This window comes from Marinobacterium maritimum, assembly GCF_039523155.1.
Lineage (GTDB): Bacteria > Pseudomonadota > Gammaproteobacteria > Pseudomonadales > Balneatricaceae > Marinobacterium > Marinobacterium maritimum.
Window position 1 is genome coordinate 648,316 of sequence record NZ_BAAAET010000003.1, and the last position, 25,723, is coordinate 674,038.

General features: G+C 59.6%; 25 protein-coding genes. 8 read left to right on the forward strand and 17 right to left on the reverse strand.

The genetic code is table 11. The features are described 5' to 3' along the window. Positions 1 to 7: 7 nt before the first annotated feature. A complete protein-coding gene (gene lysA / locus ABD013_RS14065; protein WP_343807101.1) occupies positions 8 to 1,264 on the reverse strand; it encodes a diaminopimelate decarboxylase in 1,257 nt (418 codons plus the stop codon). Between the two features lie 8 nt (positions 1,265 to 1,272). Then, positions 1,273 to 1,392: an LPS translocon maturation chaperone LptM gene (gene lptM / locus ABD013_RS14070; protein WP_425543411.1), complete on the reverse strand. Its 120-nt coding sequence runs from the start codon at positions 1,390 to 1,392 to the stop codon at positions 1,273 to 1,275. A 145-nt stretch (positions 1,393 to 1,537) separates the two neighbouring features. Here lptM and cyaY point away from each other — a divergent pair, with 145 nt between their 5' ends. Next, entirely contained in the window at positions 1,538 to 1,858 is a 321-nt protein-coding gene (gene cyaY, locus ABD013_RS14075) for an iron donor protein CyaY (RefSeq protein ID WP_343807103.1), read from the forward strand. Between the two features lie 56 nt (positions 1,859 to 1,914). Here cyaY and waaA read toward each other — a convergent pair whose 3' ends face one another. The 3 genes from waaA to ABD013_RS14090 are packed head-to-tail and all read right to left on the reverse strand — an operon-like array spanning position 1,915 to position 6,164. Next, complete coding sequence (gene waaA, locus ABD013_RS14080; RefSeq protein ID WP_343807105.1) at positions 1,915 to 3,177, reverse strand: lipid IV(A) 3-deoxy-D-manno-octulosonic acid transferase; 1,263 nt, start codon at positions 3,175 to 3,177, stop codon at positions 1,915 to 1,917. 5 nt (positions 3,178 to 3,182) lie between these two features. Next, entirely contained in the window at positions 3,183 to 4,967 is a 1,785-nt protein-coding gene (gene msbA / locus ABD013_RS14085; protein ID WP_343807108.1) for a lipid A export permease/ATP-binding protein MsbA, read from the reverse strand. A gap of 27 nt (positions 4,968 to 4,994) precedes the next feature. Further along, positions 4,995 to 6,164 (reverse strand): nucleotide sugar dehydrogenase, encoded by a 1,170-nt coding sequence (locus ABD013_RS14090; protein ID WP_343807111.1) that lies wholly within the window; start codon positions 6,162 to 6,164, stop codon positions 4,995 to 4,997. Between the two features lie 144 nt (positions 6,165 to 6,308). On the opposite strand from ABD013_RS14090, the gene lpxL reads away from it, so the two are divergent. Genes lpxL through ABD013_RS14105 form a run of 3 tightly spaced genes read left to right on the forward strand, consistent with a single transcriptional unit; the run spans position 6,309 to position 9,074 of the window. Next, positions 6,309 to 7,238 carry an LpxL/LpxP family Kdo(2)-lipid IV(A) lauroyl/palmitoleoyl acyltransferase gene (lpxL, locus tag ABD013_RS14095; protein WP_343807114.1) on the forward strand — a complete coding sequence of 310 codons (930 nt, stop codon included), beginning with the start codon at positions 6,309 to 6,311 and terminating at the stop codon, positions 7,236 to 7,238. Next, positions 7,235 to 8,272 (forward strand): glycosyltransferase, encoded by a 1,038-nt coding sequence (locus ABD013_RS14100; protein ID WP_425543412.1) that lies wholly within the window; start codon positions 7,235 to 7,237, stop codon positions 8,270 to 8,272. Before lpxL ends, ABD013_RS14100 begins: the two co-directional genes overlap by 4 nt. Beyond that, positions 8,265 to 9,074, forward strand: a complete 810-nt coding sequence (locus ABD013_RS14105) for a glycosyltransferase family 2 protein (protein WP_343807120.1) — start codon at positions 8,265 to 8,267, stop codon at positions 9,072 to 9,074. Before ABD013_RS14100 ends, ABD013_RS14105 begins: the two co-directional genes overlap by 8 nt. An 8-nt stretch (positions 9,075 to 9,082) precedes the next feature. Here the strand turns inward: ABD013_RS14105 and ABD013_RS14110 are convergent, their stop codons facing one another. The 5 genes from ABD013_RS14110 to ABD013_RS14130 form a co-directional block, all read right to left on the reverse strand. Beyond that, the gene (locus ABD013_RS14110; protein WP_343807123.1) at positions 9,083 to 10,108 is read right to left on the reverse strand and encodes a glycosyltransferase; all 1,026 of its coding nucleotides are present in this window, start codon (positions 10,106 to 10,108) and stop codon (positions 9,083 to 9,085) included. Between the two features lie 44 nt (positions 10,109 to 10,152). Continuing rightward, positions 10,153 to 11,109 (reverse strand): glycosyltransferase family 2 protein, encoded by a 957-nt coding sequence (locus ABD013_RS14115; RefSeq protein ID WP_343807126.1) that lies wholly within the window; start codon positions 11,107 to 11,109, stop codon positions 10,153 to 10,155. Beyond that, complete coding sequence (locus ABD013_RS14120; protein WP_343807129.1) at positions 11,106 to 12,239, reverse strand: O-antigen ligase family protein; 1,134 nt, start codon at positions 12,237 to 12,239, stop codon at positions 11,106 to 11,108. Before ABD013_RS14120 ends, ABD013_RS14115 begins: the two co-directional genes overlap by 4 nt. A 98-nt stretch (positions 12,240 to 12,337) precedes the next feature. Continuing rightward, positions 12,338 to 13,435, reverse strand: a complete 1,098-nt coding sequence (locus tag ABD013_RS14125) for a glycosyltransferase family 4 protein (protein ID WP_343807132.1) — start codon at positions 13,433 to 13,435, stop codon at positions 12,338 to 12,340. Continuing rightward, positions 13,432 to 14,331 (reverse strand): mitochondrial fission ELM1 family protein, encoded by a 900-nt coding sequence (locus tag ABD013_RS14130; protein WP_343807134.1) that lies wholly within the window; start codon positions 14,329 to 14,331, stop codon positions 13,432 to 13,434. Before ABD013_RS14130 ends, ABD013_RS14125 begins: the two co-directional genes overlap by 4 nt. Before the next feature lie 229 nt (positions 14,332 to 14,560). Between ABD013_RS14130 and ABD013_RS14135 the strand changes: the two genes are divergently transcribed. Continuing rightward, on the forward strand, positions 14,561 to 15,556 hold the full coding sequence (locus ABD013_RS14135; RefSeq protein WP_343807136.1) for a branched-chain amino acid aminotransferase: 996 nt from the start codon (positions 14,561 to 14,563) through the stop codon (positions 15,554 to 15,556). A gap of 99 nt (positions 15,557 to 15,655) precedes the next feature. Here the strand turns inward: ABD013_RS14135 and glnE are convergent, their stop codons facing one another. Together glnE and ABD013_RS14145 are read right to left on the reverse strand one after the other, a co-directional pair. Beyond that, positions 15,656 to 18,565, reverse strand: a complete 2,910-nt coding sequence (glnE, locus tag ABD013_RS14140; protein ID WP_343807139.1) for a bifunctional [glutamate--ammonia ligase]-adenylyl-L-tyrosine phosphorylase/[glutamate--ammonia-ligase] adenylyltransferase — start codon at positions 18,563 to 18,565, stop codon at positions 15,656 to 15,658. A gap of 10 nt (positions 18,566 to 18,575) precedes the next feature. After that, complete coding sequence (locus ABD013_RS14145; protein WP_343807142.1) at positions 18,576 to 19,211, reverse strand: CYTH domain-containing protein; 636 nt, start codon at positions 19,209 to 19,211, stop codon at positions 18,576 to 18,578. A 154-nt stretch (positions 19,212 to 19,365) separates the two neighbouring features. On the opposite strand from ABD013_RS14145, the gene ABD013_RS14150 reads away from it, so the two are divergent. The 3 genes from ABD013_RS14150 (at position 19,366) to argA (ending at position 22,778) form a co-directional block, all read left to right on the forward strand. Next, the gene (locus ABD013_RS14150; RefSeq protein ID WP_343807145.1) at positions 19,366 to 20,043 is read left to right on the forward strand and encodes a TIGR00153 family protein; all 678 of its coding nucleotides are present in this window, start codon (positions 19,366 to 19,368) and stop codon (positions 20,041 to 20,043) included. Positions 20,044 to 20,066: 23 nt separating this feature from the next. Continuing rightward, positions 20,067 to 21,332: an inorganic phosphate transporter gene (locus ABD013_RS14155; protein ID WP_343807148.1), complete on the forward strand. Its 1,266-nt coding sequence runs from the start codon at positions 20,067 to 20,069 to the stop codon at positions 21,330 to 21,332. Positions 21,333 to 21,434: 102 nt separating this feature from the next. After that, the gene (argA, locus tag ABD013_RS14160; protein ID WP_343807151.1) at positions 21,435 to 22,778 is read left to right on the forward strand and encodes an amino-acid N-acetyltransferase; all 1,344 of its coding nucleotides are present in this window, start codon (positions 21,435 to 21,437) and stop codon (positions 22,776 to 22,778) included. Here argA and ABD013_RS14165 read toward each other — a convergent pair. The 5 genes from ABD013_RS14165 to ABD013_RS14185 form a co-directional block, all read right to left on the reverse strand. Beyond that, complete coding sequence (locus ABD013_RS14165) at positions 22,765 to 24,144, reverse strand: ATP-binding protein (protein WP_343807154.1); 1,380 nt, start codon at positions 24,142 to 24,144, stop codon at positions 22,765 to 22,767. The genes argA and ABD013_RS14165 overlap by 14 nt on opposite strands. Then, positions 24,141 to 24,827, reverse strand: coding sequence for a response regulator transcription factor (locus ABD013_RS14170; protein ID WP_343807157.1), 687 nt, complete (start codon positions 24,825 to 24,827; stop codon positions 24,141 to 24,143). Before ABD013_RS14170 ends, ABD013_RS14165 begins: the two co-directional genes overlap by 4 nt. After that, positions 24,824 to 25,153: a PepSY domain-containing protein gene (locus tag ABD013_RS14175; RefSeq protein ID WP_343807160.1), complete on the reverse strand. Its 330-nt coding sequence runs from the start codon at positions 25,151 to 25,153 to the stop codon at positions 24,824 to 24,826. The genes ABD013_RS14170 and ABD013_RS14175 overlap by 4 nt, the downstream gene beginning before the upstream one ends. Before the next feature lie 104 nt (positions 25,154 to 25,257). Then, entirely contained in the window at positions 25,258 to 25,449 is a 192-nt protein-coding gene (locus tag ABD013_RS14180; protein WP_343807163.1) for a YgaP family membrane protein, read from the reverse strand. Positions 25,450 to 25,473: 24 nt separating this feature from the next. Then, positions 25,474 to 25,710 carry a hypothetical protein gene (locus ABD013_RS14185; protein WP_343807166.1) on the reverse strand — a complete coding sequence of 79 codons (237 nt, stop codon included), beginning with the start codon at positions 25,708 to 25,710 and terminating at the stop codon, positions 25,474 to 25,476. Between the last annotated feature and the right edge of the window lie 13 nt (positions 25,711 to 25,723).

Below are 25,723 nucleotides of genomic sequence, written 5' to 3' on the forward strand. Positions count from 1 at the left end.
TCCCCGTTCAGGCCTGTGCCGGCAGCAGCTGTTCACCGCGCATCAGATCATTCAGGGTTTCACGCTCACGTACCAGGTAGACCTGATTGTCATCCACCATCACCTCGGCCGGGCGCGGACGGGTGTTGTAGTTGGAAGCCATGACGAAACCGTAGGCACCGGCCGAGCAAACTGCCAGCAGATCACCGGGCTGCAGGTTGAGCTGACGGTCCTTGCCGAGGAAATCGCCGGTCTCGCAGACCGGACCCACCAGGTCCCAGGCCTTGGCCTCACCCTCTTCACGCATCGCCACCGGGATGATCTCCTGGTAGGCGCTGTACAGGGACGGACGGATGAGGTCGTTCATGGCGCCGTCGATGATGGCGAAGTTCTTGTCACCGCTCTGCTTGAGAAACTCGACGCGAGTCAGCATCACACCGGCATTGGCGGCGATGGAACGGCCCGGCTCGAAAATCAGCTTGTAGTCGCGGCCCGCCAGCTTCTGCACGACCTGCTCGATGTATTCACCCGGTGTCGGCGGCGTTTCGTCGGTGTAGCAGACGCCCAGGCCACCACCCAGATCCAGGTGATGGATGTTGATGCCTTCTTCCGCCAAGGTATCCAGCAGCACCAGCAAACGGTCGATGGCGTCGAGGAAGGGGCTGACCTCGGTCAGCTGGCTGCCGATATGGCAGTCCATGCCGACGACATCGACATGCTCCAGCGCCGCCGCACGGCGGTAGACATCCACAGCCGTATCGATGGCAATGCCGAACTTGTTCTCTTTCAGGCCGGTGGAAATGTACGGGTGGGTACCGGCATCCACGTCCGGGTTGACGCGGAAGGAGACCGGTGCCTTGACGCCCATTTCACCCGCTACGGCATTGACGCGATCCAGCTCGGCATCGGATTCGATGTTGAAGCAGAGAATCCCGGCTTCCAGCGCACGACGGATCTCGGCCGGCTGCTTGCCGACACCGGAGAACACTACCTTGGCCGGATCACCACCGGCCCGCAGCACCCGCTCCAGCTCACCGGCCGAAACGATGTCGAAGCCGGCGCCCAGACGAGCCAGCACGTTCAGCACCGCCAGGTTGGAGTTGGCCTTGACGGCATAGCAGACCAGCGCATCGCGTCCTTCCAGCGCCTGGGCATAGCTCAGGTAGGCGCGCTCCAGGGCGTCACGGGAGTAAACATAAGTCGGAGTGCCGAACTCTTCGGCGATACGGTCCAGCGCTACTTCTTCGGCGTGCAGGCGACCATTGCGGTATTCGAAATTGTCCATGAAATCTCTCAGTGTGACTGATGTTGTGAAGCGGTTTCATCGGGCAGATACAGCGGGCCCTTCTGACCACATCCCGACAGCAACAGAACCCCCAGCAGCAGGGCTGGCCAGCAGCGTTTCAGCATCATCAATCCTTGTATATCCGGTTGCACCCGGGGCAAGGCCTCCAGGTTATTAATCGATCGATTATACCCTCAGCCACAAGGGCTGAGTACCGCCTGCGGCTGAGTTATACTCATCCACCGAATTTTCATGCAGAGAAGAGATGCCGCAATGACCGAATCCGAATTCATGAGCCGGGTAGACGCGACCCTGGAGCAGATCGAAGAGATCCTGGATGACGCCGAGAGCGATCTCGACTATGAAAGCCAGGGTGGCATGATGACCGTAAAGTGCGAAAACGGCAGCCAGATCATCTTTACCCGCCAGCCGCCGGTGAAGCAGCTCTGGGTCGCCACCCGCGATGGCGGCTTCCATTTCGACCATGATGGCACCCAGTGGCTGCGCGATACCGATGGCGCGCCCCTGGCCGAAGTACTGCAGGCAGCCTTCGCCGAGCAGGCGGGTGAAGATTTCGACTTCAGCGATATCTGAGTCGGGAGATTGAAGGCCGGGCGCACGATCCGCTCTACCGGTCCGCGCAACCGGCCTCAGCCCAGCAGGCGTTCCACCGCCTGCTGCAAGCGCTCCAGCGCACCGCGGTTGGCCGCGACGAAGCCCGCGCCCTGCTCACCCGCAGCACGACGCTGAGCTGCATCGCCCAGCCAGGCCGACAACTGCGCCTGCAGTGCATCGCCATCGTCAACACGTACCAGGCCGCCCGCTTCAACCAGCGCATCGGTAATGGTCTGGAAGTTGAAGCAATCCGGCCCCATCACCACCGGCAAACCCAGCGCCGCCGGCTCCAGCGGGTTGTGGCCCCCGGTGCCACTGAAACTGCCGCCGACAAAGGCGATATCCGCCGCCGTATAGAACAGCATCAGCTCCCCCATGGTATCGCCCAGCAAAAGCTCGGTCTGAGTATCCGGCTGTTCACCACGGCTGCGGCAGACCAGCCGCTCGCTGTAACGGCTGCACAGCCGGGCCACATCGGCAAAGCGCTCGGGATGGCGCGGCACCAGTATCAGCACCAGGTCCGGATGCGTCGCCTTAAGCTGCTGCCAGGCAGCCAACAGAATTTCGTCCTCGCCTTGATGCGTACTGGCCGCGATCAGTACCGGACGCTCCGCCCCCAGTTGCTGACGCAGTGCCCGCCCGGCCTGAACCTTATCGGCATCCGGCTGCAGGTCGAACTTGATGCTGCCGGTTACCTCTACCTGCTCATCAGGCGTGCCCAGCGCGACAAAACGCTCCGCATCGGCCTTGTTCTGTGCCGCAATCAGGCTCAATCGCTGCAACATGGGGCGGGCCAGCGCCGAGAATTTGCGATAACCACGCGCGGATCGTTCCGAAAGACGCGCATTGGCCAGCAACACCGGCACCCCGGCACGGGCACACTGGGCCACCATATTAGGCCAGAGCTCAGTCTCGACGATAATGCACAGCTCCGGTTGCGCGCGGCGCAGGAAGGCTTTCAGCGCCAGCGGCAGATCCCAGGGACAAAAGCGCTGCTCAACCCGATCGCCAAACAGCGTGCGTACCTGCTCCGCCCCGGTCGGCGTCATGTTGGTGATCAGCACCCGATGCTGTGGATAACGCACCAGCAGCCAGCGCACCAGCGGCGCAATCGCCACCGTCTCGCCCACCGATACCGCATGTACCCAGATCACCGGCTGACGGATTGCGGCGCCAAGCCCCAGTCGCTGAGCCCAGTTGCGCCGGTAGCCCGGCGCCTTGCGGCCGCGCCACCAGAGGCGCAGCAGCAGGACGGGAGTGAAGAGATAAAACAGGGTGCTGTAGAGGACAAGCAGCATGGTGGTCACTCTACGGCGCCGACATCGGTCTGCAGGATATGAAACTTCGAGTAGGCCCCCTGCTGCTCCAGCAGCTCGGAATGGGAACCCTGTTCGATGATGCGGCCGTCTTCCATCACCACGATGACATCGGCCTTCTCGATGGTCGACAGCCGGTGCGCAATCACCAGCGTTGTCCGCCCTCTCATCACCTCTTCGAGTGCTTCCTGAATGTGACGTTCGGACGTCGTATCCAGTGCCGACGTCGCTTCATCCAGAATCAGGATAGGCGCATCGTTCAGAATGGCGCGGGCGATGGCGATACGCTGACGCTGGCCACCGGACAGCAGGACACCATTCTCACCGACCCGGGTATGAATCCCTTCCGGCAGGCGCTCGACGAACTCCATCACATGCGCCGCTTCCGCCGCAGCCAGAATCGCCGACTCACTGGCGCCCGCCATGGAACCGTAGGCGATGTTCTCCGCGATGGTGCCGTTGAACAGCACCACATTCTGATTCACCAGCGAAATATTGCTGCGCAGGCTTTCCAGGGTGAACGACTCCAACGGCTCACCATTGACCAGCAACTCACCGCTCCAACCGTCGTTGAAACGCGGCAGCAGGCTCGCCAGAGTCGTCTTGCCGCTGCCGGAACGGCCCACCAGGGCCACTGTCTTGCCTTGAGGCAGTTTAAGGCAGATATCCTGCAGTACCTGCTTGTCGGTACCCGGGTAGGCAAAGCCCAGATGGCGGAATTCGATATCCCCCACCCGCTCCAGCTTACGGGTACCGCTATCCTGTTCCACCGGCTCATCCAGCACCTCGAACAGGCTCTCCGCCGCGGCAATGCCCTTCTGTACGATCGACGTGACATCCGTGAGCAGGCGCAGTGGCTTGGTGATCATGCCGGCCGCGGTCAGGAAGGCCACGAAACCGCCGGTCGTCATGCTGCCCATCACATCCGGCTGCATCGCCAGAAACAGCAGGGCCGACAGCGCCATCGCCACCAGCAGCTGAATAATCGGCGTATTCAGCGACTGGGTCACAACCAGTTTCATGAACTGTCGCTTGTTATGCAGGCTCACCTGCTGGAAGCGCTCCCGCTCGGCATCGGCACCGCCAAAAATGCGCACGACCTGATAGCCCTTGATCGACTCGGAGGCGGCTTCAGTGATATCACCCACCGACTTCTGGATACGCCGGCTCAGCTTGCGCATCCGCTTGGAGGCCATGGAAACCACCAGCCCGATCAGCGGACCGGCGGCGATGAAGATCAGGGTCAGTTTCCAGTTCAGGTAGAACATGTAGCCCATCAGGCCGGCCACGGTAAGCCCCTCGCGGAACAGCACCTTGATGGCACTGGTGACCGCCTCGGTCACCTGCTCCACGTTATAGGTCAGCTTGGCCAGCAGCTCGCCGCTGGAGTGATGGCTGTAGAAACTGGAGGGCAACAGCAGCAGGCGCTCGAATACCTGGGTGCGCAGGCGATGGATCACCTCGCGCCCCACATAGGCGATGCTGTAGTTGCCGATGAACCCCCCCAGCCCTCGCAGGATGAATATTCCCATCACTGCCGCCGCCAGAAACCAACGCTGTTCGTAGTCGTTCTTCTGTACGGTATCAACCACCATCTCCAGCCATTTGGCAGACAGCGCCTGGCCGGCGCCATAGATGGCAAAGCCGATAAAGCTTATGACGAAGACGAACCAGAGCGGCCGGACATACACCAGCAGCCGCCGGTAGGTTTGCCAGGCGTTGTCAGTGGTCGCTGCATCTTGAGACGTTTCTTTTCTCTGCAAATTGGACATCAGGAAAAATCCGGCACCTCAGCGATTTCAGGAATCGCTCTCAAAAAGGTCACGAGTGTATACCTTATCGGAACAATCTCTAACTTCGTCAGTCACCCGGTTGGCCACGATGACATCACTGACCTGCTTGAACTCGTCCAGATCACGAATCACACGGGAATTGAAAAACAGCTCATCGTCCAATACCGGCTCGTAGACAACGACTTCAACGCCTTTGGCCTTGATCCGCTTCATCACGCCCTGGATCGCTGACGCACGAAAGTTGTCAGACCCCGACTTCATCACCAGTCGATAGATGCCCACGACCTTCGGATTACGTGCCAGAACCGCATTGGCAACAAAGTCCTTGCGGGTGGTGTTGGAGTCGACGATGGCTCGAATCAGGTTGTTGGGTACTTGATCATAGTTGGCCAGCAGCTGGCGGGTATCCTTCGGCAGGCAGTACCCCCCATAACCGAAGGAAGGGTTGTTGTAGTGCTGGCCAATACGCGAATCCAGCCCCACCCCTTCGATGATCTGGCGGGTATTCAGCCCGTGAGTTTCAGCATAGGAATCCAGCTCGTTGAAGTAGGCGACCCGCATTGCCAGGTAGGTATTGGCAAACAGCTTGATCGCCTCGGCTTCGGTGGAATCGGTAAACAGCACCGGAACATCCGGTTTGAGCGCGCCCTGCTGCAGCAGGCCCGCAAAGGCGGCTGCACGCTCCGACTGCTCACCCACAATAATGCGAGAGGGATAAAGGTTGTCGTACAGCGCCTTGCCCTCGCGCAGGAACTCCGGCGAGAAGATCAGGTTATCGACCCCCAGTCGCTCTCGGAGCTCACGGGTATAGCCGACCGGCACCGTTGACTTGACCACCATCAGCGCCTGGGGGTTGATGGCCAGCACGTCCTCGACGACTGCCTCCACACTGAGCGTGTTGAAGTAGTTGGTCTGCGGGTCATAGTCGGTCGGCGTCGCAATGATGACAACCTCTGCCCCGACATAGGCCTCGTGCTTATCCAGCGTGGCGCGCAGGTTCAGCTTGCCGGAAGCGAGATACTCACTGATTTCGGGATCGTCGATCGGTGACTCAGCGCGGTTAAGCTGTTCAACCTTGGCGCTCAGGATATCCAGCGCCACAACCTCGTTGTGCTGCGCCAGCAGAACGGCGTTGGAAAGCCCGACATAGCCTGTACCTGCAACTGCTATCTTCATTTGCAACCTGTTAAAAGCCTGGTCAGTGTTGGTGCTAGATCATACCACGATAAGCACAGCCACGAAGGTTACAGCCTCGGCTGGTTTGCCGCATGGGAGCCACCGCTTTACAATCTTCCTTTTTGACATGTTGCAAAAGTGCCCGTGACTCAAGAGCCTGCACCCAACCGCTTCCTTAGTCCCCGCTTCTGGCCCGTCTGGATCGGCCTTGGCCTGCTGTGGCTGCTCAATCGCCTGCCCTGGCGCTGGCAGATCCGACTTGGGCGCACGCTGGGCATGACCCTTTTCCACCTGAGTCCACGACGACGCCAGGTTACCGAGGTCAATATCCGGCTCTGTTTCCCGGAGCTGGACCCCGCTGAGCAGGCTCGGATGGTCAAGCGCGTGTTCGCCAATAATGGCATCGGCATGTTCGAAACCGCCATGGCCTGGTGGACGCCTCTGAACAAGCTGAAAGGTCATTACACGCTCAAGGGCCAGGAACACCTTGAAAAGGCACTGGCTGAAGGCAAGGGCGTAATTCTGCTGGGCGCGCACTTTTCCACGCTGGACCTGGGCGGACTGTTGTTCTCAGACTGCTACCCGGTAGATGCCATGTATCGCCGCCACAACAACCCCATGCTGGAAGAGGTGATTACCCGCAACCGGCTGCGATATTTTGGCCAGGCGATCGAGCGTTCCGACATTCGCAGCGTCATTCGGGCTCTGAGAAAAAATCATATTGTCTGGTATGCGCCCGATCAGGATTTCGGCATCAAGCAGTCGGTTTATGCGCCCTTCTTTGGCGTGCCGGCGGCGACCATCACGGCGACCACGCGAATGGTGAAACTCAACGGTTCGCCGATTCTGATGCTGGCCCAGCACCGTCTGCCGGATGATTCCGGGTATGAGCTCGAGCTTTTTCCGGTCATCGAACCTTTCCCGACCGGAGATGAGGAAGCCGACGCGGCCCGGATCAACCAGGAACTCGAGAAGGCCATCCGCAAGGATCCGACCCAGTACATGTGGGTACACCGGCGCTTCAAGACACACCCCAAGGGGAAAAACTACCTCTACAGGCAACACCAGCGATGAGAGTGGTTCAGCTGGTTGCCAGCCCCGTCCAGGGTGGGATGGAAAAGCATGTAATTGAACTGAGCAACGCCCTGGCGGCGGCAGGCCACGAAGTGGTGCTGCTGACCGATCCGTCCTATGCCCCGTTCATCCAGGAAGGTGTCGAGCTCATCCCGTTCAATTACCAGCGTTCCCGCTATAGCCCTCGACTGCTGTTCTCGCTGCTGAAAGCATTGAGAAAACTGGACCCGGAGATTATCCATTGCCACGGCAGCAAAGCGGCTCAGTTGGTGTCAACACTGGATTCTGCCCTGCATGTTCCAATGGTGGCGACCGTACACGGCATCAAAAAACGGCTCAAATTCCTGCGCCGTTTCGATGCGGTCATCGGCGTGAGCAAGCACATTACCCGCATGCTCTCCCACACCCCCAACGCGGTAACAATCTACAACGGCATCAGAACGCCCGAGATCATCTCCCGGTCCGAGCAGGCCCGGCTGAAACAGAGCCTCAGCATCGCGCCTGACGACTTTCTCTGGGTCGCCGTCGGTCGCCTGGCTCCCGTCAAGGGGTTCGACCTGTTGCTCGAGGCAATGCCGCAGGTCGACGGACATTTGCTGCTGCTGGGCGACGGCCCCGAACGCGCTTCGCTCGAGGCCCAGGCAGAATCCCTGGGTATCCGTCCGCGCATCACCTTTGCCGGGCACAGAGACGACGCCCAGCGACTCCTTCAGTGTGCCGATCAGGTGGTCATCTCGTCGCTGCGGGAAGGATTTTCCTATGTCTTTCTGGAAGCCATGTTGACCCGGACACCGGTCATCTCGACTGACGTCCCGGTTGCCAACGAGATATTGCCACCCGAATTGATCTGCAAGACCGGCAGCAGCGACGCACTGGCGGCCCTGATGCAGCGTGTACAGCGCTCACCGGTCGACCTGACCGGGATCATGACCGACTGTGCCGAGCACATGACACTCGACAACATGGCCCGGTCCGTACAGGAACTTTATCGGCACTTACTGCCACAGGACAAACAGCAGGCACCCCATGAGTAAACTGCCAATATCCGTTTTCATCATTTGCCAAAATGAAGCCGACCGAATCGGGCTTGTACTGGAGTCCGTGGCCGGGCTGGCCGATGAAATCATCATTGTGGACAGTGGCAGCGAAGACGAGACCCTCGAAATTGCACGCCGCTTTACCGACAAGGTGTTCTACCGGAAGTGGGAAGGGTTTGGCCAGCAGAAGGTGTATGCCGAAAGCCTGTGCAAGCACGAGTGGATTCTTAACCTGGATGCCGATGAGGTGCTGCTGGACGAGGTCAAGAACTCCATTACCGAGTTATTCAGCCTGCCTGCCGAATCAAGAAAAGCCTCTTACTCGCTCGATATCCGCCATGTCAGCATCATGGCCAAAAGTCTCCAGCCGCGTCCCTTTGGTCCACGCAACCTGACGCCGCGCCTGTATAACCGCAACAAAGCCGGCTTCAAGGACAGTGCGGTACATGACAAGGTGGTCAACTTTGACGGCAGTGCACCGGGTGTTCTCAAGGGGCCTGTTGCCCATATTTCACTGAAGTCGTTCTCCCACATGTGGGAAAAAATCCGCAGCTACAGTGAACTCCAGGCACATGAGTGGACGCGCAAGGGCAGAAAGGTCTCACCGCTCCAGCTCCTCTATGACCCGCCATTCTTCTTCATCAAGAACTATTTCCTGCGCCGACTGTGCTTTATCGGAGCCGAGGGGCTGGTGATGTCATTTGCACTCAGTGCCGGCAGAGCACTGCGTATCGGCATGGCGATCGAACTGCGCACACGGCAACAACGCCAACAGCAAGACAAGCCACCCGCGGATTAAGCAAACGGTCAGCGCCGCCCATCCCTGACCGCCTGCTCAAGCAGCTGCTGCAACCTGGGCAACAGTGCATCCATGCTGTACCGGCATGCCCGCTGATGAGCCTTGCATATCACATCCGGCCAGCGTGGATAGCTGTCGATCGCGTGTTGCAAGGTTTCTGCCAGCGACTCGACACTACCAGCCTCCGCTAACCAGCCATCGAGGTCATGCGTAATCTGACTGGCAGGGCCATCAGCCGTCGTCGAGACAATAGGGCAGCCGTATGCAGCGGCTTCAAGCACAACAATACCAAAAGATTCCTGCCGTGAAGGAAGAACAGCCAGATCGACTTCAGCCAACCAACCGGCAATATCATCGATCCAGCCGTCAAATGCTACCGCATCAGTGATCCCCAGCGTTTCCGCCAGCGCCCGGATCTCGGCTTCACTGTCTCCGCTTCCCGCTATGTGCAGGCGCAGCTGCACCCCGCGCTGCTTGAGCAGTCGCAGCGCCTCCAGCAACAGATCCAGCCCCTTCTCTGGATTGACCCGGCCCACAAACCCCAGCCTGACCGGCACTGCTCGCTCCAGGGCAGCTCCCCGTACCGACAGTGCAGGCACATGAGTGATCATGTTGGGAAAGACGGCGACCCGCTCGCCCTCAAACCCGGAGCGCAGGCTGTTTTGCCGCATTTTTTCGGTCAGCACGACCAGGCTATCGGCCCCTTTCATGCGCTTCAGCTTGTCGCTATGAGAGAAGCCCAGCACTGGACAGGACAGCCCCATGCGGCTCCGCGCCAGGATACTGGTTGCACGGGAGTTGTGAGTGATAACCAGGTCTGGCGCTGATCGTCGAAGTCGTTTCCGGGCCTTGAGCATGGCCAGAACGTCATAAAACCCCTTAGCGGTAAAAGGCACCACCTCCACCCCTTCGGCCAGCTCGCCCTGATAGGGCGCATCCTCGGGTATCCAGGCTTCCACCTGATGCCCAAGCCGAACAAGGCTGTTGGAGATATTGACGAAAGCTTGCTCAAGCCCGCCCCTGCGGCTAGACAAGAGAACATTCACCACCCTGAATGGAAATGAGGTGTTCATGGGCGTTATACCTTGAGGTACCGGATGATGCTGCGCAGACCAAGCTGAGTACGCTTATACCCATGTATGGATAGCCAAAGCCGCAAGGCTCGCAGGGGTGAAAAATCGGCCAATGCTATCCTGCCGGAAGCAGCAAATCTCTGCAGGAAACGCTCCTCAAGTGCGGGCTGACCACAAACACCATCAAACAATGTGAACAGCTGGTATTTGGCGATATAACGTTTGATATGGTGCCTATATGCTCGATTGTCAGGAGTTATCGTATCCATAACCAAATTTACCGAGCAAAATATTTCATCCAGCTTCTCAGCGGTCATTGTTTTAGTCGCGGATTCGGGGTGCTGCCTATAATAAATCAGCTTTTCTTCTGTATAAGCAACACGTTGCGACTTGACTGACAGGGCCAAAGTCATGAACAGATCTTCAGAGAAATGGATATCCGGCCACTCAAAACCGGTCAGAAGTTCCCTGTGAAACAGCTTTCCCCAAAGGACAATGGGTATTCTTTTATGCTCAATATCCTTGAATGGATTGGTTGCTACCTGATAGGAGTGCTTCGCTGACGGCGCGGAACAGTCTACGGGCAGCTCCCAGCCTGCTGCCACTTTGGTATAGCCATGACTGACAATCTCAGCTCCAAACTCTTCGGCAGCACCCAGCAAGCTCTCTAATGCATCAGGACTTAACACATCATCACTGTCCAGGAAGCATATATACTCGCCTGAAGATGCATCGACGCCTCGATGACGGGCCGCCGTCACGCCCGCATTTGCCTGGTTCAATATCCTGATTCGGTCATCCTGACGGGCCAGGCCATTCAGGATTGCTGCACTGCCATCTGTTGAGCCGTCATCGACACAGATAAGCTCCCAGTCAGGCAGTGTTTGACCGATAACGCTCTGTACCGACTGCTCAAGGTATCGCGCGGAGTTATAGACCGGCATGATCACCGAAATTTTCATTCCTGGCGCCTCCGGAAGGGTTCGGCAGACAGCACCCTGTATTTCTGCAAGCACAACACCAGAGGGACCAGGAACACCAGCAGGATTTCGGGACGGCTGTTGCTGAGCGGGCTATCACCAACCGCACCGATCAGATAGACACCCAGCAGGCAGCCGGTTGCCAGCGCTGTCCGCAACTGAAATGCCGTTCGCATTATACCCAGGAAGAGAAACGCCAGTGAGCCGAACCCCATCAAACCGAACTTTGCCAGTTCATCGATAAAACCGTTGTGGAAATGATCGAAATTCTTGATGGCGCGCCTGGTATATCCCTTGTCATCAATCATCGGTTGTAGCAGTTCCAGTTGGACCGACTTGTCCTTACCAGCCCCGAAAACGGGACGCAGCTGAAACAGCTCCATTCCCATATCGATCATCTGGATCCTGTAGCCGAGGGATGTGTTCAACTTGCCCTGAGTGATCTGTTGAATTTCCTTCAACGTGGAATCCATCCGTTTTCCTGCCACTCCCGGCGTGACCAGCGCAGCCAGCACTCCGACACCCATCAGAGTCGCAACCCCTTTAATGCCGATTGTAGACATGCGCAGCAAGCGGATCACCAGAATCGCGACCAGAAACAGCTCGATCAGCCACACATTGCGCGACCCCGTGGTCAGGGCAGCCAGAGCCACGGCCAGGAAGGTCAGGATGAAGGCGTATCTGAGCCGGCTCTCCTCCTGCAGGAAACATGCGAGGTTCAGGGCCGACAATACCGCCAGTATCAAGCCGAGCACGTTGGGGTTGAAACCCAGCCCAACGCGTCCTCCCGCGGGGAAGTAGGCAACCCCTGCCATCCCGGCGGCCAGCAGGCTCCCCATCAATACCGAAACGTATAGCGTTATTCTGCAAAAGCCATACAGGCTCAAACTGCTGAAATACAACAGCAACGCAAGATGCTTCAGATAGTCCTTCGAAAGCTCACCCATCACAAGGTACAGGTGCACCTCATGGTAGAGCACGAACACCGCGACAGAAATAAACAACACCTTGTGACGAGACACAAAATCGCGATGTCGTGTAATGAGCAGAGGCAAGCCGACAAGGCAGATCAGGTAAATGAGGTTAACTATGGGCTTCAGGGTGTCAAACACCATAAAGACCAGTAACAGTGACAGCGTTACACTGTTCAGAAATGCCAGTATACGCCCCCGATCAATAGAGACCGGGTACGCAAATGGAAACAACCAGCTCACGAGGTCATACTCTCCCTGTAAATCTCGAGGGTCTTATTGATCATGCTGCTGAGGACGAAAGGATTTTCCCTGATTTCATCACGGCTGCTCAGCACCCGGTCGACCTGACGGGCTGCATCCACAACACCCCCGGCGACGACCTTACCTTGTGGGTAGATGGCCCCCAGTGTCTCGTCCACCGCCCCATAGGCATACCCGACCACCGGCGTGCCGATGGACAGGCACTCGACGACAGTTCGGCCGAAGGCCTCTGCGGTCGTCGAGGTCAGTGACAACATGACGTCCGAAATGGCGTACAACTCTTTCATATCCGAGCGTGTGCCAAGGAACGAGAAATACTCATCCAGGCCGGCCTCATTGATGGCGGCCTTCACTTCATCGATGAATTTACCCTTGGGGTCGCTGCCCACAACCAGCACATGGAAATCCTGACGCTGCTTGCTCAGTTCAGCCACCACCTTGACCAAGTCCAGATGCCCCTTCCAGCGGGTAATGCGCCCCGGAAAGCAGATCAGGTGCTTGCCATTGGCTTCTGGGCAGTCGCTGTAGAACTGCTGTTTCCATGCATCGGAAGGCTGGTAGCCGCGGGGGAATTCAGCCGGGTCGATGCCGCGATGAATCACGGTGACCCTGGCAGGATCCACTTCAGGGAAGTTATCCAGCAGATAGCGCTTTGCCGTTTCGGACACGGCGATGACGCGTTCGCCCTTACCCATGACGGCACTGTAGCGGTTGACGGAATGCATCCCGTGCAGGGTCGTGATGAAACGCGGGCGGGTCGCCGGGTCCATCTTGCGCCAGGCCAGCCAAACAACCCAGGCGGGCATGCGCGAGCGCACGTGAACAATATCGGGCTTTTCCTGGGCTAGCCAACGGCGAAACTTGGGCACCTGCAAGAAAGTGAGCAGTGACTTTTTGCCCAGCTCCCACTGCACATGACGGCTGCCTTCACTTTCCAGCTGTTCGACCAGACGACCGCCCGCGGATACGACTACGGACTCGTGGCCGGCAGTAACCAAACCACGGGCAATTTCCAGTGTGCCGCGTTCGACACCACCCAGCTCCAGCGCCGGTAATACCTGTACGACTTTCACAGCCACCCTCTTTTCAGAATCTCTTCGGCACAGCGTTCGGCTTCGTTAAAATGGGCATCAGATCCGGACAGCTGGTCCAACGACCAGTCCGGCGTGCCGCTGACGATACCCTGCTGCCGCAACCTGTCCACTCCATGACTGATGCGGTTATCCGCCTGCTCATCCAGCGTTAACACACCGACCTTGCAGCCGGCCGTCAGTGCCTCATACACCATGGACGCACTGTCCTGCGTCACCCAGCATACTTCGGCACAGGCCAGTTGTTGCGGCAGCCAGTCAGGCCCGGTTTCAGTTGCCGGCACAAAACGAGCGCCGGCCAATGATGCCAGCGCCTGTTCGGTGCTTACGGGAGTTCGCCGTGAGGAGCCGATCAGCCAGTCACGCCGCTCAGCGGCCAACAGGGATTCGACCTGCGCCAGCACCGCCGTTTCGTCCCAATCAAAATGCTTCGACGGTCCGCCGATCAGAATAACGCCACTGTTCGCGGTCTTCTCACCCGGTTGCATGCGGTTCAGCGCCCCACGCGTGGTGATGATATTGGGCCGATGTGGCGGCTGGTCATGCTCAGGCATCAAGCAAAGATCGAAGAAGCCCGTTGAGATCGACGGCTTCATCAGCACCACTACCGGGGCCTGATAGAAACGACGCAATGCCAACAGGGTCAGGTGAGTAGCGTGGCCAGCCCCAACAATCAGCGCAGGCTTGTCTTCAACGCGAGGCAACCCGGCACTGAAGCAAAGCCGCAGCGCCTGCAGCTTACCCATCGGCGGCTGTTCGCTGATAGCAACATCGCGGCGGCGGGCAATAGCCTCAACCAGACCGCGGGACTGGTTCAGGTGCCCGGGCTTGCCGTCACTGACGATCCAGATCTGTTTGCTGTTATCGCTGCCGCTCACATCGGTCTCCGCAACCGGCGACACGTTTAAACCCTAATGTCTGCCGCCAAAACGACAATGGTACCACCGGCATGGGGTTGCATCGAAGCGCGCAACACTATTTCTGCCTCTGGGTCATTCCATTTTTGTCATGAATGCATACAATCTATGATTGCTGCAGCTCTCCACGCCATGCACCTGCGGTTTCACCTCCTCGAACTCTTTCAAACCAGCTTGTTAGGAAGGTTTTATGTCTGCTTTTGGTTCCGTTTTCATGCCTGAAATGGCGATCTCCTGGTTCGACGGCTCTCAGTGGAGCGACGCCGAGGTGGTATCGAGCGACAGTCTGCAGCTGCACCCGGGTGCCCACGTCCTGCATTACTCCAGCACCTGCTTCGAAGGCCTGAAGGCCTTTCGCCACGAAGACGGTTCAGTCAAGATTTTCCGCATGGACAAAAACATCCGCCGCTTGGCACAGAGCTCCGAACTGCTGGCCCTGCCGGCATTCGATGAGGCCATGATGGAGTCCATGATCCGTGACATCGTTGCCCGCTTTGCCGATGAAGTACCGGCTCCTCCGGGCTCCATGTACATCCGCCCGACCCATATCGGTACCGAACCGGCGATCGGCAAGGCGGCCGTGCCTTCACTGACGTCCTGCCTGTACGTGCTGCTGTCTCCGGTCGGGGATTACTTCACCGGTGGCGACAAGGCTCTGCGCCTGTTGCTGGACGACGAAGGCATGCGCTGTCCGCCGCACATGGGTGTGGTCAAGTCCGGAGGCAACTACGCCGGTGCCCTGCAGCCGATCATGAAGGCCCGCGCCGAATACCAGGCCGATCAGGTACTGTTCTGCCCGGGCGGTGACGTTCAGGAGACCGGTGCCGCCAACTTCCTGCTGATCGACGGTAACGAAATCATCACCAAGGCGCTGGACACCACCTTCCTGCACGGCGTCACACGTGACTCCATCCTGACCCTGGCTCGCGACATGGGCATGGATGTTCAGGAGCGTGAGCTGACCGTGGAAGAACTGCTCGAGCGCAGCGCTCGCCCGGGCTGCGAAGCGGCTCTCTCTGGCACAGCCGCCGTACTGACAGCCGTTGGCACACTGATCTACAAGGGCAAGGAATATCAGGTCGGCAACGGCGGTGTCGGTGAAACCACCCTGCGCCTGCGCCGCGCGCTGAACGACATTCAGTGGGGCAAGGCGGAAGACACCCACGGCTGGTTGACCAGCCTCTAAGGCAGCATCCCAGCCAGCAAAAAGCCGACGCATGCGTCGGCTTTTTCGTTTCAGGCCTGGCCCCAGAGCCAGAGGCTTCAGCCTGGGGCCACTCGGTGATCAGTGACCCAACAAGCGCTGCCAGATCGCCGATACATCCTCACGATACTCGCGCATCGCTTCCTCACCCAACACGCCGGAACGGTTCTGCAGCGTTTGGCGGTGTCCCGCCGCACGGTAGGCCTTATAGGCCTCACGCAGCAACTCCACCTCATTCGAGGCCAGTAGTCCCTCGTGTTCGATGCTGGCCAGGATGCGGATGTTGTCGGTCCAGCGCATCATCCCCGGCCGCTCCTGGGCATAGCGCAGTACCAGATACTGCACCATGAACTCGATATCGACGATGCCACCACGATCCTGCTTCAGGTTGAACACCGCCGGCGCATCATCTGCCGGCTTGCTGCCCAGATGCTTGCGCATCTTTTCGCGCATCTCCACCACCTCGGAGCGCAGCTGATCTTCGTCCCGGGGTCGAGCGAGGATCTCCTCGCGCACCGCCTGGAAGCGCTCAGCCAGTGCCGGACTGCCGGCCACCACCCGCGCCCGTACCAGCGCCTGGTGCTCCCAGGTCCAGGCGTCCTTCTGCTGGTAGTCACGGAAAGCGCTCAACGAGCTGACCAGCAGGCCGGAATTACCCGAGGGCCGCAGGCGCATATCCACCTCATAGAGAATGCCCGACGGGGTGAAGGTATTGAGGATATGGATGATGCGCTGCCCCAGGCGATTGAAGAACACGCTGTTGGCGATCGGCCGGTCGCCATCGGTCTCCAGATTGGCCGCCGCATCGTGCAGGAACACCAGGTCCAGATCCGAACCGTAGGACAGTTCGATGCCGCCCACCTTGCCATAGCCAACGATGATGAAATCTGGATCACAGGGCACCCCGGCACTCTTCTGTGGCGTGCCGTGCTTCTCGGTCAGGTTGCGCCAGGCGATCTCCAGTACCGCCTCCAGTACCGCTTCCGCCAGCCAGGTCAGGTAGTCGCTGACCCGCATCAGTGGCAGCACCCCGGTGATATCAGAGGCGGCCACCCGCAGCATGTGGGCATGCTTGAAGTAGCGTAGCGTCTCCATCAACTGCTCGATATCGTCTTCAGGGATACGCAGCAGCTGCTGGCGCAGTTCGGTGCGCAGCTCGGTCTGGTTGGGCGGGGCATAAAGGGTACGCGGGTCTATCAGCTCATCCAGCAGCACCGGCTGTTTGGCCAACTGCTCGGCAAACCAGGCACTGGCCGAACACAGCCGAACCAGCTGCTTCAGTGCCGCCGGGTTTTCTGCCAGCAACACAAAGTAGGCCGAACGGCGCAGTACTGCCTGCACCAGCACCAGTACGCGCTCCAAAGTCACTTCAGGGTTATCGCACTGCCCTGCCTGCTCCAGCAGGGGCGGCAGCACGGCCTCCAGACGCTCCAGCGCGACTTTCTGCAGTACCTGCACGGTGCGCAGGCCTTTCAGGTCCTGAAGCGCCTTGAGGGCCACTGACGGCTCGTTGTATCCCTGCTCCTGCAGAAACGCCTGCGCCGCAGCGTCATCCATCATCCCCTGCCAGAGTGCGAGCCATTCGGTACGCAGATCTTCGGGTCCTGCCTCGTCCTCTTCCGCCGGTGCGATCACATCGGCAAAGTGACGTGAGACTGCCGCCCGGCTGCTGTCCAGCTCCTGAGCCAGCGCCTCCCAATCAGCATAGCCCTGGGCAAATGCCAACCGGGCACGGCCTTCGTCGTCGGCCGGCAACTCCTGGGTCTGCTTGTCAGCAATCGCCTGAATGCCGTGCTCCACGTTGCGCAGAAAAGTATAAGCCTCGGTCAGTTCAGTCACCGCCTCAGTCGGCATGCCGACCTTCTCCGGCAGCTGCGGCAGAATATTGAGCAGTTCGCGCTGCTGCAGCTCGGCATCGCGGCCACCGCGGATCAGCTGGAACGCCTGGGCGATAAACTCCACTTCGCGGATGCCGCCGGCCCCCAGCTTGACGTTCTGATCCAGCCCCTTGCGCCGCACTTCGCGGTTAATCATCGCCTTCATGTCACGCAGCGACTCGAAGGCGCTGAAGTCGATGTACTTGCGATAGACGAAGGGCCGCAGCAGCTGCACCAGCTCGGCTCCTGCCGCCTTGTCACCGGCCACCACCCGCGCCTTGATCATGGCATAGCGCTCCCAGTCGCGGCCCTGATCCTGGTAGTAACCCTCCATCGCCGCGAAGCTGCACGCCAGCGGACCGGCCGAGCCGAAGGGACGCAGACGCATGTCGACGCGGAACACAAAGCCGTCAACGGTCTGGTTATCCAGTGCCTGAATCAGTTTCTGTCCCAGGCGGATGAAGAAGTCCTGGTTGTCGAGGTTCTTACGCTCGCCATCGGTTTCGCCGTTGGCCGGGAAGGAGAAAATCAAGTCGATGTCGGAGGAGAGGTTGAGTTCGTCAGCCCCCAGCTTGCCCATGCCCAGCACGACCATCCGCTGCGGGTGACGCTGGCCATCGGCATCCGGACGGGAATGAGGCACACCCCAGCGCTGACAGGCCTGATCGTAAAGCCAGTCCAGAGTACGATCGATACAGGCATCGGCCAGACGAGACAGCTCGCGGGTCGTGCCACGCATGTCACTCAGCCGATTGAGGTCACGCCAGATCAGTCGCACCATTTCGCGTTGACGAAACAGGCGCAACTGACGGTGCAGCTCCTTTTCATCAGTGATCTCACTCAGCAGCGCCTGCAGGCGCTCGGCATAGGCGCTGTCCGCATACGCCTGTTGCAGGTCACCGCTGCTGAGCAGCTCGGCCAGCCATTCAGGATGGCGCTGCAGCTGCTCGGCGACATAATCGCTGCCAACCAGTACCCGGGCCAGCTGGGTGTTCAGCGCCTCAGGAGGGGTGTCCAAGCCGGACAGGGCATCCTCGATACGGGCCAGGTTACGCTCCAGCAGCGGATGCAGCGCTGCCGGTACTGAAGTATAGAATTGCTCGGCCTGTTGCATACCCTTCCCCTTATTGCTCGCGTTGTTGGCACTGCTGGAACAGCTGATACCCGCGCTGCGCCTTGCTCAGGTCGAACGGCTGCAGCGCTATGCTGCGGCCCAGTTCATCCGCCAGCGCCAGTAGCGCCGAAGCATCACCTGACTTGAGTTCCAGTTCCACTTCCAGAATTTCATCCTGCAGGCTACCACCCTGTGGGCAGTCACAGCGGATCTGCCCCTGGTCCAGCGCCACCTCGACTTCGGCACTCTGATAACGGATTTGCCAGATTTCACGTTCGAAATCGGTGGTAAATACGGGTACCAGCTGCAGTTCAGCAGCCGGTGGCAGGCTGGTGGGCCAGATCTCGTCATGCAGCAGCTCGGGATTCAGTACCGCCTGCGGCAGGTCCCATTCCCACTCACCACGCTGATGCAGACCATTAATGCTCTGCCCCCTGGTTTTCAACGTCTGAATGATCCGCGCGCCCTGACGGCGCAGGCGCAACGCAACCTTAGCGGTTGCCAGCGACAGGTCGACACTGTCGTAATAGGTATTGAGTAGCGTGCCGGTTCCACCGGCAATGCCAGTCTGCAGCAGCGGATGCATCCGGAAGGCGTCGAGGTCGGCAGCCTGCAGCTGCAATTTCAGTTCAGTTTCTGTAGCCATATTCCAGCACCGGTAATTTTTTTACCAGTGTACCCAAGGATTTGCGCTGATGGACGTCAGATTTCGGCTTTTTTTGTGACATCATCACTACAGATATATGACACCAGCACGTATACTTGCGCCGAATTTTTCCACCTGCAACAGGAACCGCAACATGGTTAACAGCCCTATTCTGCAAATGTTCGCACGTTCCCCGTTCAAGCCGATGCAGGAACACATCGTCAAGGCACAGGCAAGCGCCGCGGAACTGATCCCCTTCTTTGAAGCCGTGATCAAGAACGACTGGGACACCGCAAAAGAATGCCAGCAACGCATCGCCGAGCTGGAGAACGAAGCGGACGATCTGAAACGTGATATCCGGCAACGCCTGCCTGCCAGCCTATTCCTGCCGGTGCCCCGTACCGATCTGTTGGACCTGCTGCGCATGCAGGACAAGATCGCCAACCGGGCCAAGGATATCGCCGGCCTGATGCTGGGTCGCCAGATGCAGATCCCGCAGCCGATCCAGGAAGAGCTGCTGGAACTGCTGCGCACCACCCTGCTGGCGATCGAGCAGGCCGTACTGGCCCTGAACGAGCTGGACGAACTGCTGGCTGCCGGTTTCCGCGGTCATGAGGTCGACATCGTCGAACGCCTGATCACCGAGCTGGACCAGCTCGAGCACAAGGCGGACGAGCATGAGCGTAAGCTGCGTTCTTCTCTGTTTGCGGTCGAGCGCGAGCTCTACCCGATCGACGTCATGTTCCTTTACCAGATCATTCAGTGGGTTGGCGACCTGGCCAACCGGGCCCAGCAGGTCGGTAACCGCCTGCAGCTGCTTCTCGCACGATAAACTCAAACGACCAAGGCTAAACAATGGATATCATTGCTCAGTACGGCAACATCATGGTCATCATGGCCTGTGTCTTCGGCTTTTTCATGGCCTGGGGTGTAGGCGCCAACGATGTCGCCAACGCGATGGGTACTTCTGTCGGTTCCCGCGCCCTGACCCTGAAGCAGGCGATTCTGATCGCTATCCTGTTTGAGTTCGCTGGTGCCTATCTGGCCGGTGGCGCAGTAACTGCCACCATCCGCAAGGGCATCATTGAACCTTCACTTCTGTCCGGCACACCAGAGCTGCTGGTATTTGGCATGATGGCGTCGCTGCTGGCCGCCGGTATCTGGCTGCTGGTGGCCACTCACTTTGGCTGGCCCGTTTCTACCACTCACTCCATCGTCGGCGCCATCGTCGGCTTTGCGGCCGTGGGCATTTCGATGGAAGCGGTACACTGGGCCAAGGTTGGCACCATCGTGGCCAGCTGGGTGGTCTCACCGGTGACGGCGGGCTTCATCGCCTTCTTCCTGTTCAGAAGCGTACAGAAGCTGATCCTCGATACCGAAGATCCCTTCGCCAATGCCAAGCGCTACGTGCCCTACTACATTTTCCTGGTCGGTTTCATCATCGCCATGGTGACTTTCACCAAGGGCCTGAAGCACATCGGCCTGCACCTGAGCTGGTTCCAGAGCGCGGGCATCTCCGTGATCATCGGCCTGATCACCATGGCTGCAGGCGTATTCATGCAGCGCAAGATCAAGGTTGATCCGAACGCTGATCGTGACTTCCACTTCACCAGCGTGGAGAAGGTATTCGGCGTCCTGATGATGTTCACCGCCTGTGCCATGGCGTTCGCTCACGGCTCCAACGACGTAGCCAACGCGGTTGGCCCACTGGCGGCTATCGTTGGCGTGGTCAGTGCCGGTGGTGAGGTCGCGCAGAAGACGGCCATGCCGGCCTGGATTCTACTGCTCGGCGGCGGCGGCATCGTTGCTGGTCTGGTGATGTATGGCCACAAGGTAATTGCCACTGTGGGGCAGAACATTACCGAACTGACGCCGAGCCGTGGCTTCGCGGCGACCCTGGCGGCGGCCAGCACCGTAGTCGTGGCCTCTGGTACAGGTCTGCCGATCTCCACCACTCACACTCTGGTTGGCGCCGTACTCGGCGTAGGCCTGGCCCGTGGCATGGCCGCGCTGAACCTGAAGGTGGTCGGCACTATCTTCGTTTCCTGGATCGTGACCCTGCCGGCCGGTGCCCTTCTGGCCATCATGTTCTTCTTCATGCTCAAGGGCATGTTCACCTGATCCTGCCGGGGCCCGCTGCGGCGGGCCCCGTTTCCAGGCGTGGACCCGCTGCGTCAAAGGTTGCACAATGAGGGCTGTCCACAGCCTGATCGGGAGCCGACCTTGAGCGCCACCAACTCCTCCATCAACTACGTCGACTGGTTCCGCCACTCCTCGCCCTATATCCACGCGCATCGCGGCAAGACGTTCGTGCTGATGCTCAGCGGCGAAGCGATCGCGGATGCCCATTTTGCCAACACCGTTCACGACATCGCCCTGCTCAACAGCCTGGGCGTACGTCTGGTATTGGTGCATGGTGCCCGCCCTCAGGCAGAACAGCGCTTGCAGGCCCGCGGCCTGGAGACCCGTCTGCATCACGACCTCAGGGTAACCAGCAGTGAAGTGCTGGAGTGTGTCATCGATGCAGTCGGCAGCCTGCGTACCGAGATTGAGGCCCGCTTTTCCATGGGGTTGGCCAACACACCGATGCACGGCGCCCGCATCCGCCTGTGTAGCGGCAACTTCGTTACCGCCCGTCCGGTGGGCGTGCTCGACGGTGTCGATATGGGCCATACCGGCGAGCTGCGCCGGGTCGACCATGAAGGCATCCGCCGCCTGCTGGACCTGGGCCAGATCGTGCTGCTGTCCAATCTGGGCTTCTCGCCCACCGGCGAAGTATTCAACCTGTCGGTGGAGGAAGTGGCCACTCAGACCGCCATCGCCCTCAAGGCGGACAAGCTGATCCTGTTCGGTTCCGAAGCCGGCATCCACGACAGCCGTGGCGAACTGCGCAGCGAGTTGCTGGCTGAAACCGCGACCCGTCTGGTGCACCAGTACCTGGCACGGGTGGCAGACCCCGAACAACCTTACAGCGAAACCGCCTGTCTGCTGGAAGCGGCCGCCACGGCGTGTCAGCAGGGCGTGCCCCGCTGTCACCTGATCAGCTACCAGCAGGACGGCGCCCTGCTCACCGAGCTGTTCACCCGCGACGGCCAGGGCACCATGGTGGTCAGCCACTCCTATGAACAGGTCCGTCCGGCCAGCATCGAAGATGTGGGCGGTATTCTGGAACTGATCGCACCGCTGGAAGAGAAGGGGGTGCTGGTACGCCGCTCACGCGAGCGTCTGGAGGGCGAGATCGAGCGTTTCACGGTAGTCGAACGCGACGGCGCCATCATCGGCTGCGCTGCCCTCTACCCCTTTGCCGATGAGGCCATCGGCGAGCTGGCCTGCGTTGCCATCGACGGCAGCTATCGAGGCGGCCAGCGCGGTGACCGCCTGCTGGCCGCAATCGAAGATCAAGCTCGGGAACTGGGGCTGCAGCAGCTGTTTGTACTGACCACGCGCACGGCGCACTGGTTCGTGGAACGCGGCTTTGCCGCTGCCGATCTGGAGCAGCTGCCACAGGAGAAGAAAGCACTGTACAACTTCCAGCGCAACTCCAAGGTGTTCTTCAAGCCGCTGTAAGCTTCTCGCCCGGCAGGGTCACACGGAAACAGGCACCACCCATATCGGATTCGCTGACCTCCAGCTCGCCGTCATAACTGCTGACGATATCCAGCGCCACCGCCAGGCCGATGCCCTGGCCCGGCGCCTGGGTATCCAGGCGAGCGCCACGCTGCAGGATCACCTGGCGCTGTTTTGGAGCAACACCCAGACCATCATCGCTGACCGAGATCCGCAGTACGCCCCCCGCCTGCTCCACGTCGACCCGGACCCGGCTGTCGCCGTACTTGAAGGCGTTATCAATCAGGTTGCCGAGCAACTCCATCAGGTCGCGCTCATCTCCGGCAAAACCTGCTGAGGGATCCAGCCGGGTCTCAATATCCCGGGGCTGGCGGGCATAGACCTTCTCCATCACCCGCAGCAAGCGCTCTACCACTGGCGCCACCGGCAACGCCTGTGCCAGCGTCCGGCCTTCGCTCTTCACGGCTCGTGCCAGCTGATATTGAACGATCTGCTGCATCCGCTGCGCCTGCTCCTCCACCTGCTGACGGTAGCTGTCAAAATCGAGCCCCTCCTCACCGGCACCGCGCATCACCGCCAGCGGTGTTTTCAGACTGTGCGCCAGATCGCCGAGGGTATTCCGGTACCGCTCGCGCTGCTTGCGTTCGGTATCGATCAGCCGGTTAAGACTTTCAGTCACACCCTGAACTTCCAGCGGGTAATGCCCCTCCAGCTGGTCGGCATCACCGGCCTCGATTCGGTCCAGATCACGGGCCATCAGATCCAGCGGCCGCAACCCCCAGTGCATGATGAAGTACTGCGCCAGCAAGGCCACCAGGCATACACCACTGAGCCAGCCGAGCAGTTGCAGACTGAAGGCTTTCATTTCGTTGCGGATCTGCTCATCGCTGCGCAGCACCGAGATCAGAAAGCGTATCTCACCGGCAGCACTCTCCCAAACCACCGGATACTGGAACAGGTAGAGCCCCTGATCGGGCAGATGGCTGAACAGCGACTGGCCAGGCCGCAGAGCACTACTGGGCAAGCGTTGCACCATCTCGTTCGGCAGCATCAGGCTGGAGTTGGAGCGCCAGATCAGTCGGTTATCAGGCCCGTGGATGAAACCGTAAACCCCGGAGTCGAGCCGGCTGAAGCCGGGATCCAGCACCCGATCGGGCAGACGCAGGCTGCCCTCGTCCACTTCGATTGCGCCCAGCAGCAGGTACACCTGCAGGCGTGCCTGGGAGGCTTCGGCGTTTTCCAGACTGGAGTGAAAGGCCTTGAACAGGGCCAGGCCGGCGAACACAATCACCAGCGGCAGAATCACCGCCGAGGCGCGCAGCAGGCGCCCCCGCAGTGACAGCGGAACGGCTGAGGGAGAGGTCACGCCTGATCGGCGCTGTCGAGTGAGAACCGGTATCCCAGCCCCCGAACCGTGGTAATCGGTTTCAGGCTCTGGTCGGGGTCCAGCTTCTGTCGCAGGCGGCGGATGAATACCTCCAGCACGTTGCTGTCGCGATCATAATCCTGGTGATACAGATGCTCGGTCAGCTCGGCCTTGGAGATGGTCTTGCCGGCATTCAGCATCAGGTATTCCAGCGTACGGTACTCGTAGCTGGTCAGGCGCACCTCCTCACCACTGAGCTTGATCACTCGCGCCGAGGTATCCAGTTCCAGCGGGCCAAAGGCGAGCACGGGGCTGGCATGACCCGAGGCCCGGCGAACCAGGGCATTCAGACGAGCCAGCAACTCTTCGGTATGGAACGGCTTGGCCAGGTAATCATCGGCACCGGCTTCCAGCCCTGCCACCTTGTCCTGCCAGTCACCACGGGCGGTCAGCACCAGCACCGGTACCACCTTGCCCTGGCTGCGCCAGCTGCGAATCACATCCAGGCCTGAGACTTCCGGCAGGCCGATATCAACCACGGCGATATCGTACTCGTACTCCTGCCCCAGATAGAGCGCTTCGCGGCCATTACCGCTCTCTTCGACGGTATAGCCACGCTGTTCCAGTTGTTGCTTGAGCTGACGACGCAGGTCGCTGTCATCTTCTACGATCAGTGCCTTCATTCAGCCTCCTCGCTTTGTCCCGGTGATAGCATTGCGCCGGTCGCGGCATCTACCAATGCCTCACGCACCCGCCCCTGATCCAGCAGGCGTACCATATAGACCTCCGTGCCTCGATAGCGGGTCAGCTCGGCCTTGATGATCTCGCCCCCCAGTTCCATCCGGGCAATACGGGATGCCTGCACCAGATCGACACGCTGGGTTTCGGCCGGAGCCCTATCCCGCTGGCTATCCAGAGGCCCTGCACTCACTGGCAGGGCCAATGCCGCCAGCAGGCCGGCAGCCAGATGCAGTGGCTGCCACCGCCGGTGCTGCCGTATTGATTGCACCTCCAATCCTGTTTCCTCCCTGCAGTGGTTATCCTGACGTCGTCATCGCCCGGGTTTCAGAGGGCTCTGATGCTAGGGCTGAAGGTCTTAACACAGCATGAATTTCAACAACTGCGGCGACAGGTACGCAAGCCCAGCAGGCTGTATAGCGGGCAGGTGCCGGAGATGGCAATGGCGATGATCGGTACACCGATCAACCCCCACCAGGTCTTCGGTCCGAAGAAAATGAGTACGATAAACACTAGGCCTATCAGCACACGCACCAGTTGATCCAGAATACCGATATTCTTTTCCATGATTACCTCGCTTGCGCTATTGCTTCAGGAATGGGTAGAGCTGCGCTTGGCACGCTGCATCAGCAGCAGGTAGCGCAGGTTATACGCCAGCCCAATCACCAGTACCGGCGGCAGGGTCAGAATGAATACCCAACCCAGCACGCCACTACCGACCCACTGACCGAGCCACAGGCTAAGCACACAGATCAGTGCCAGCGGGATGCCCGTTCTCATCAAACGCTTGAGCCAGAGATCTGAATGTATCTTGTTTTTCTCGTGCATCAGAAACTCCTCA

Excerpts from the sequence above, each read along its gene's own strand:
- lysA (WP_343807101.1), bottom strand. The coding sequence starts at position 1,264 with ATGGACAATTTCGAATACCGCAATGGTCGCCTGCACGCCGAAGAAGTA.
- lptM (WP_425543411.1), bottom strand. The coding sequence starts at position 1,392 with ATGATGCTGAAACGCTGCTGGCCAGCCCTGCTGCTGGGGGTTCTGTTG.
- cyaY (WP_343807103.1), top strand. The coding sequence starts at position 1,538 with ATGACCGAATCCGAATTCATGAGCCGGGTAGACGCGACCCTGGAGCAG.
- waaA (WP_343807105.1), bottom strand. The coding sequence starts at position 3,177 with ATGCTGCTTGTCCTCTACAGCACCCTGTTTTATCTCTTCACTCCCGTC.
- msbA (WP_343807108.1), bottom strand. The coding sequence starts at position 4,967 with ATGTCCAATTTGCAGAGAAAAGAAACGTCTCAAGATGCAGCGACCACT.
- ABD013_RS14090 (WP_343807111.1), bottom strand. The coding sequence starts at position 6,164 with ATGAAGATAGCAGTTGCAGGTACAGGCTATGTCGGGCTTTCCAACGCC.
- ABD013_RS14100 (WP_425543412.1), top strand. The coding sequence starts at position 7,235 with ATGAGAGTGGTTCAGCTGGTTGCCAGCCCCGTCCAGGGTGGGATGGAA.
- ABD013_RS14105 (WP_343807120.1), top strand. The coding sequence starts at position 8,265 with ATGAGTAAACTGCCAATATCCGTTTTCATCATTTGCCAAAATGAAGCC.
- ABD013_RS14115 (WP_343807126.1), bottom strand. The coding sequence starts at position 11,109 with ATGAAAATTTCGGTGATCATGCCGGTCTATAACTCCGCGCGATACCTT.
- ABD013_RS14135 (WP_343807136.1), top strand. The coding sequence starts at position 14,561 with ATGTCTGCTTTTGGTTCCGTTTTCATGCCTGAAATGGCGATCTCCTGG.
- glnE (WP_343807139.1), bottom strand. The coding sequence starts at position 18,565 with ATGCAACAGGCCGAGCAATTCTATACTTCAGTACCGGCAGCGCTGCAT.
- ABD013_RS14145 (WP_343807142.1), bottom strand. The coding sequence starts at position 19,211 with ATGGCTACAGAAACTGAACTGAAATTGCAGCTGCAGGCTGCCGACCTC.
- ABD013_RS14150 (WP_343807145.1), top strand. The coding sequence starts at position 19,366 with ATGGTTAACAGCCCTATTCTGCAAATGTTCGCACGTTCCCCGTTCAAG.
- ABD013_RS14155 (WP_343807148.1), top strand. The coding sequence starts at position 20,067 with ATGGATATCATTGCTCAGTACGGCAACATCATGGTCATCATGGCCTGT.
- ABD013_RS14170 (WP_343807157.1), bottom strand. The coding sequence starts at position 24,827 with ATGAAGGCACTGATCGTAGAAGATGACAGCGACCTGCGTCGTCAGCTC.
- ABD013_RS14180 (WP_343807163.1), bottom strand. The coding sequence starts at position 25,449 with ATGGAAAAGAATATCGGTATTCTGGATCAACTGGTGCGTGTGCTGATA.
- ABD013_RS14185 (WP_343807166.1), bottom strand. The coding sequence starts at position 25,710 with ATGCACGAGAAAAACAAGATACATTCAGATCTCTGGCTCAAGCGTTTG.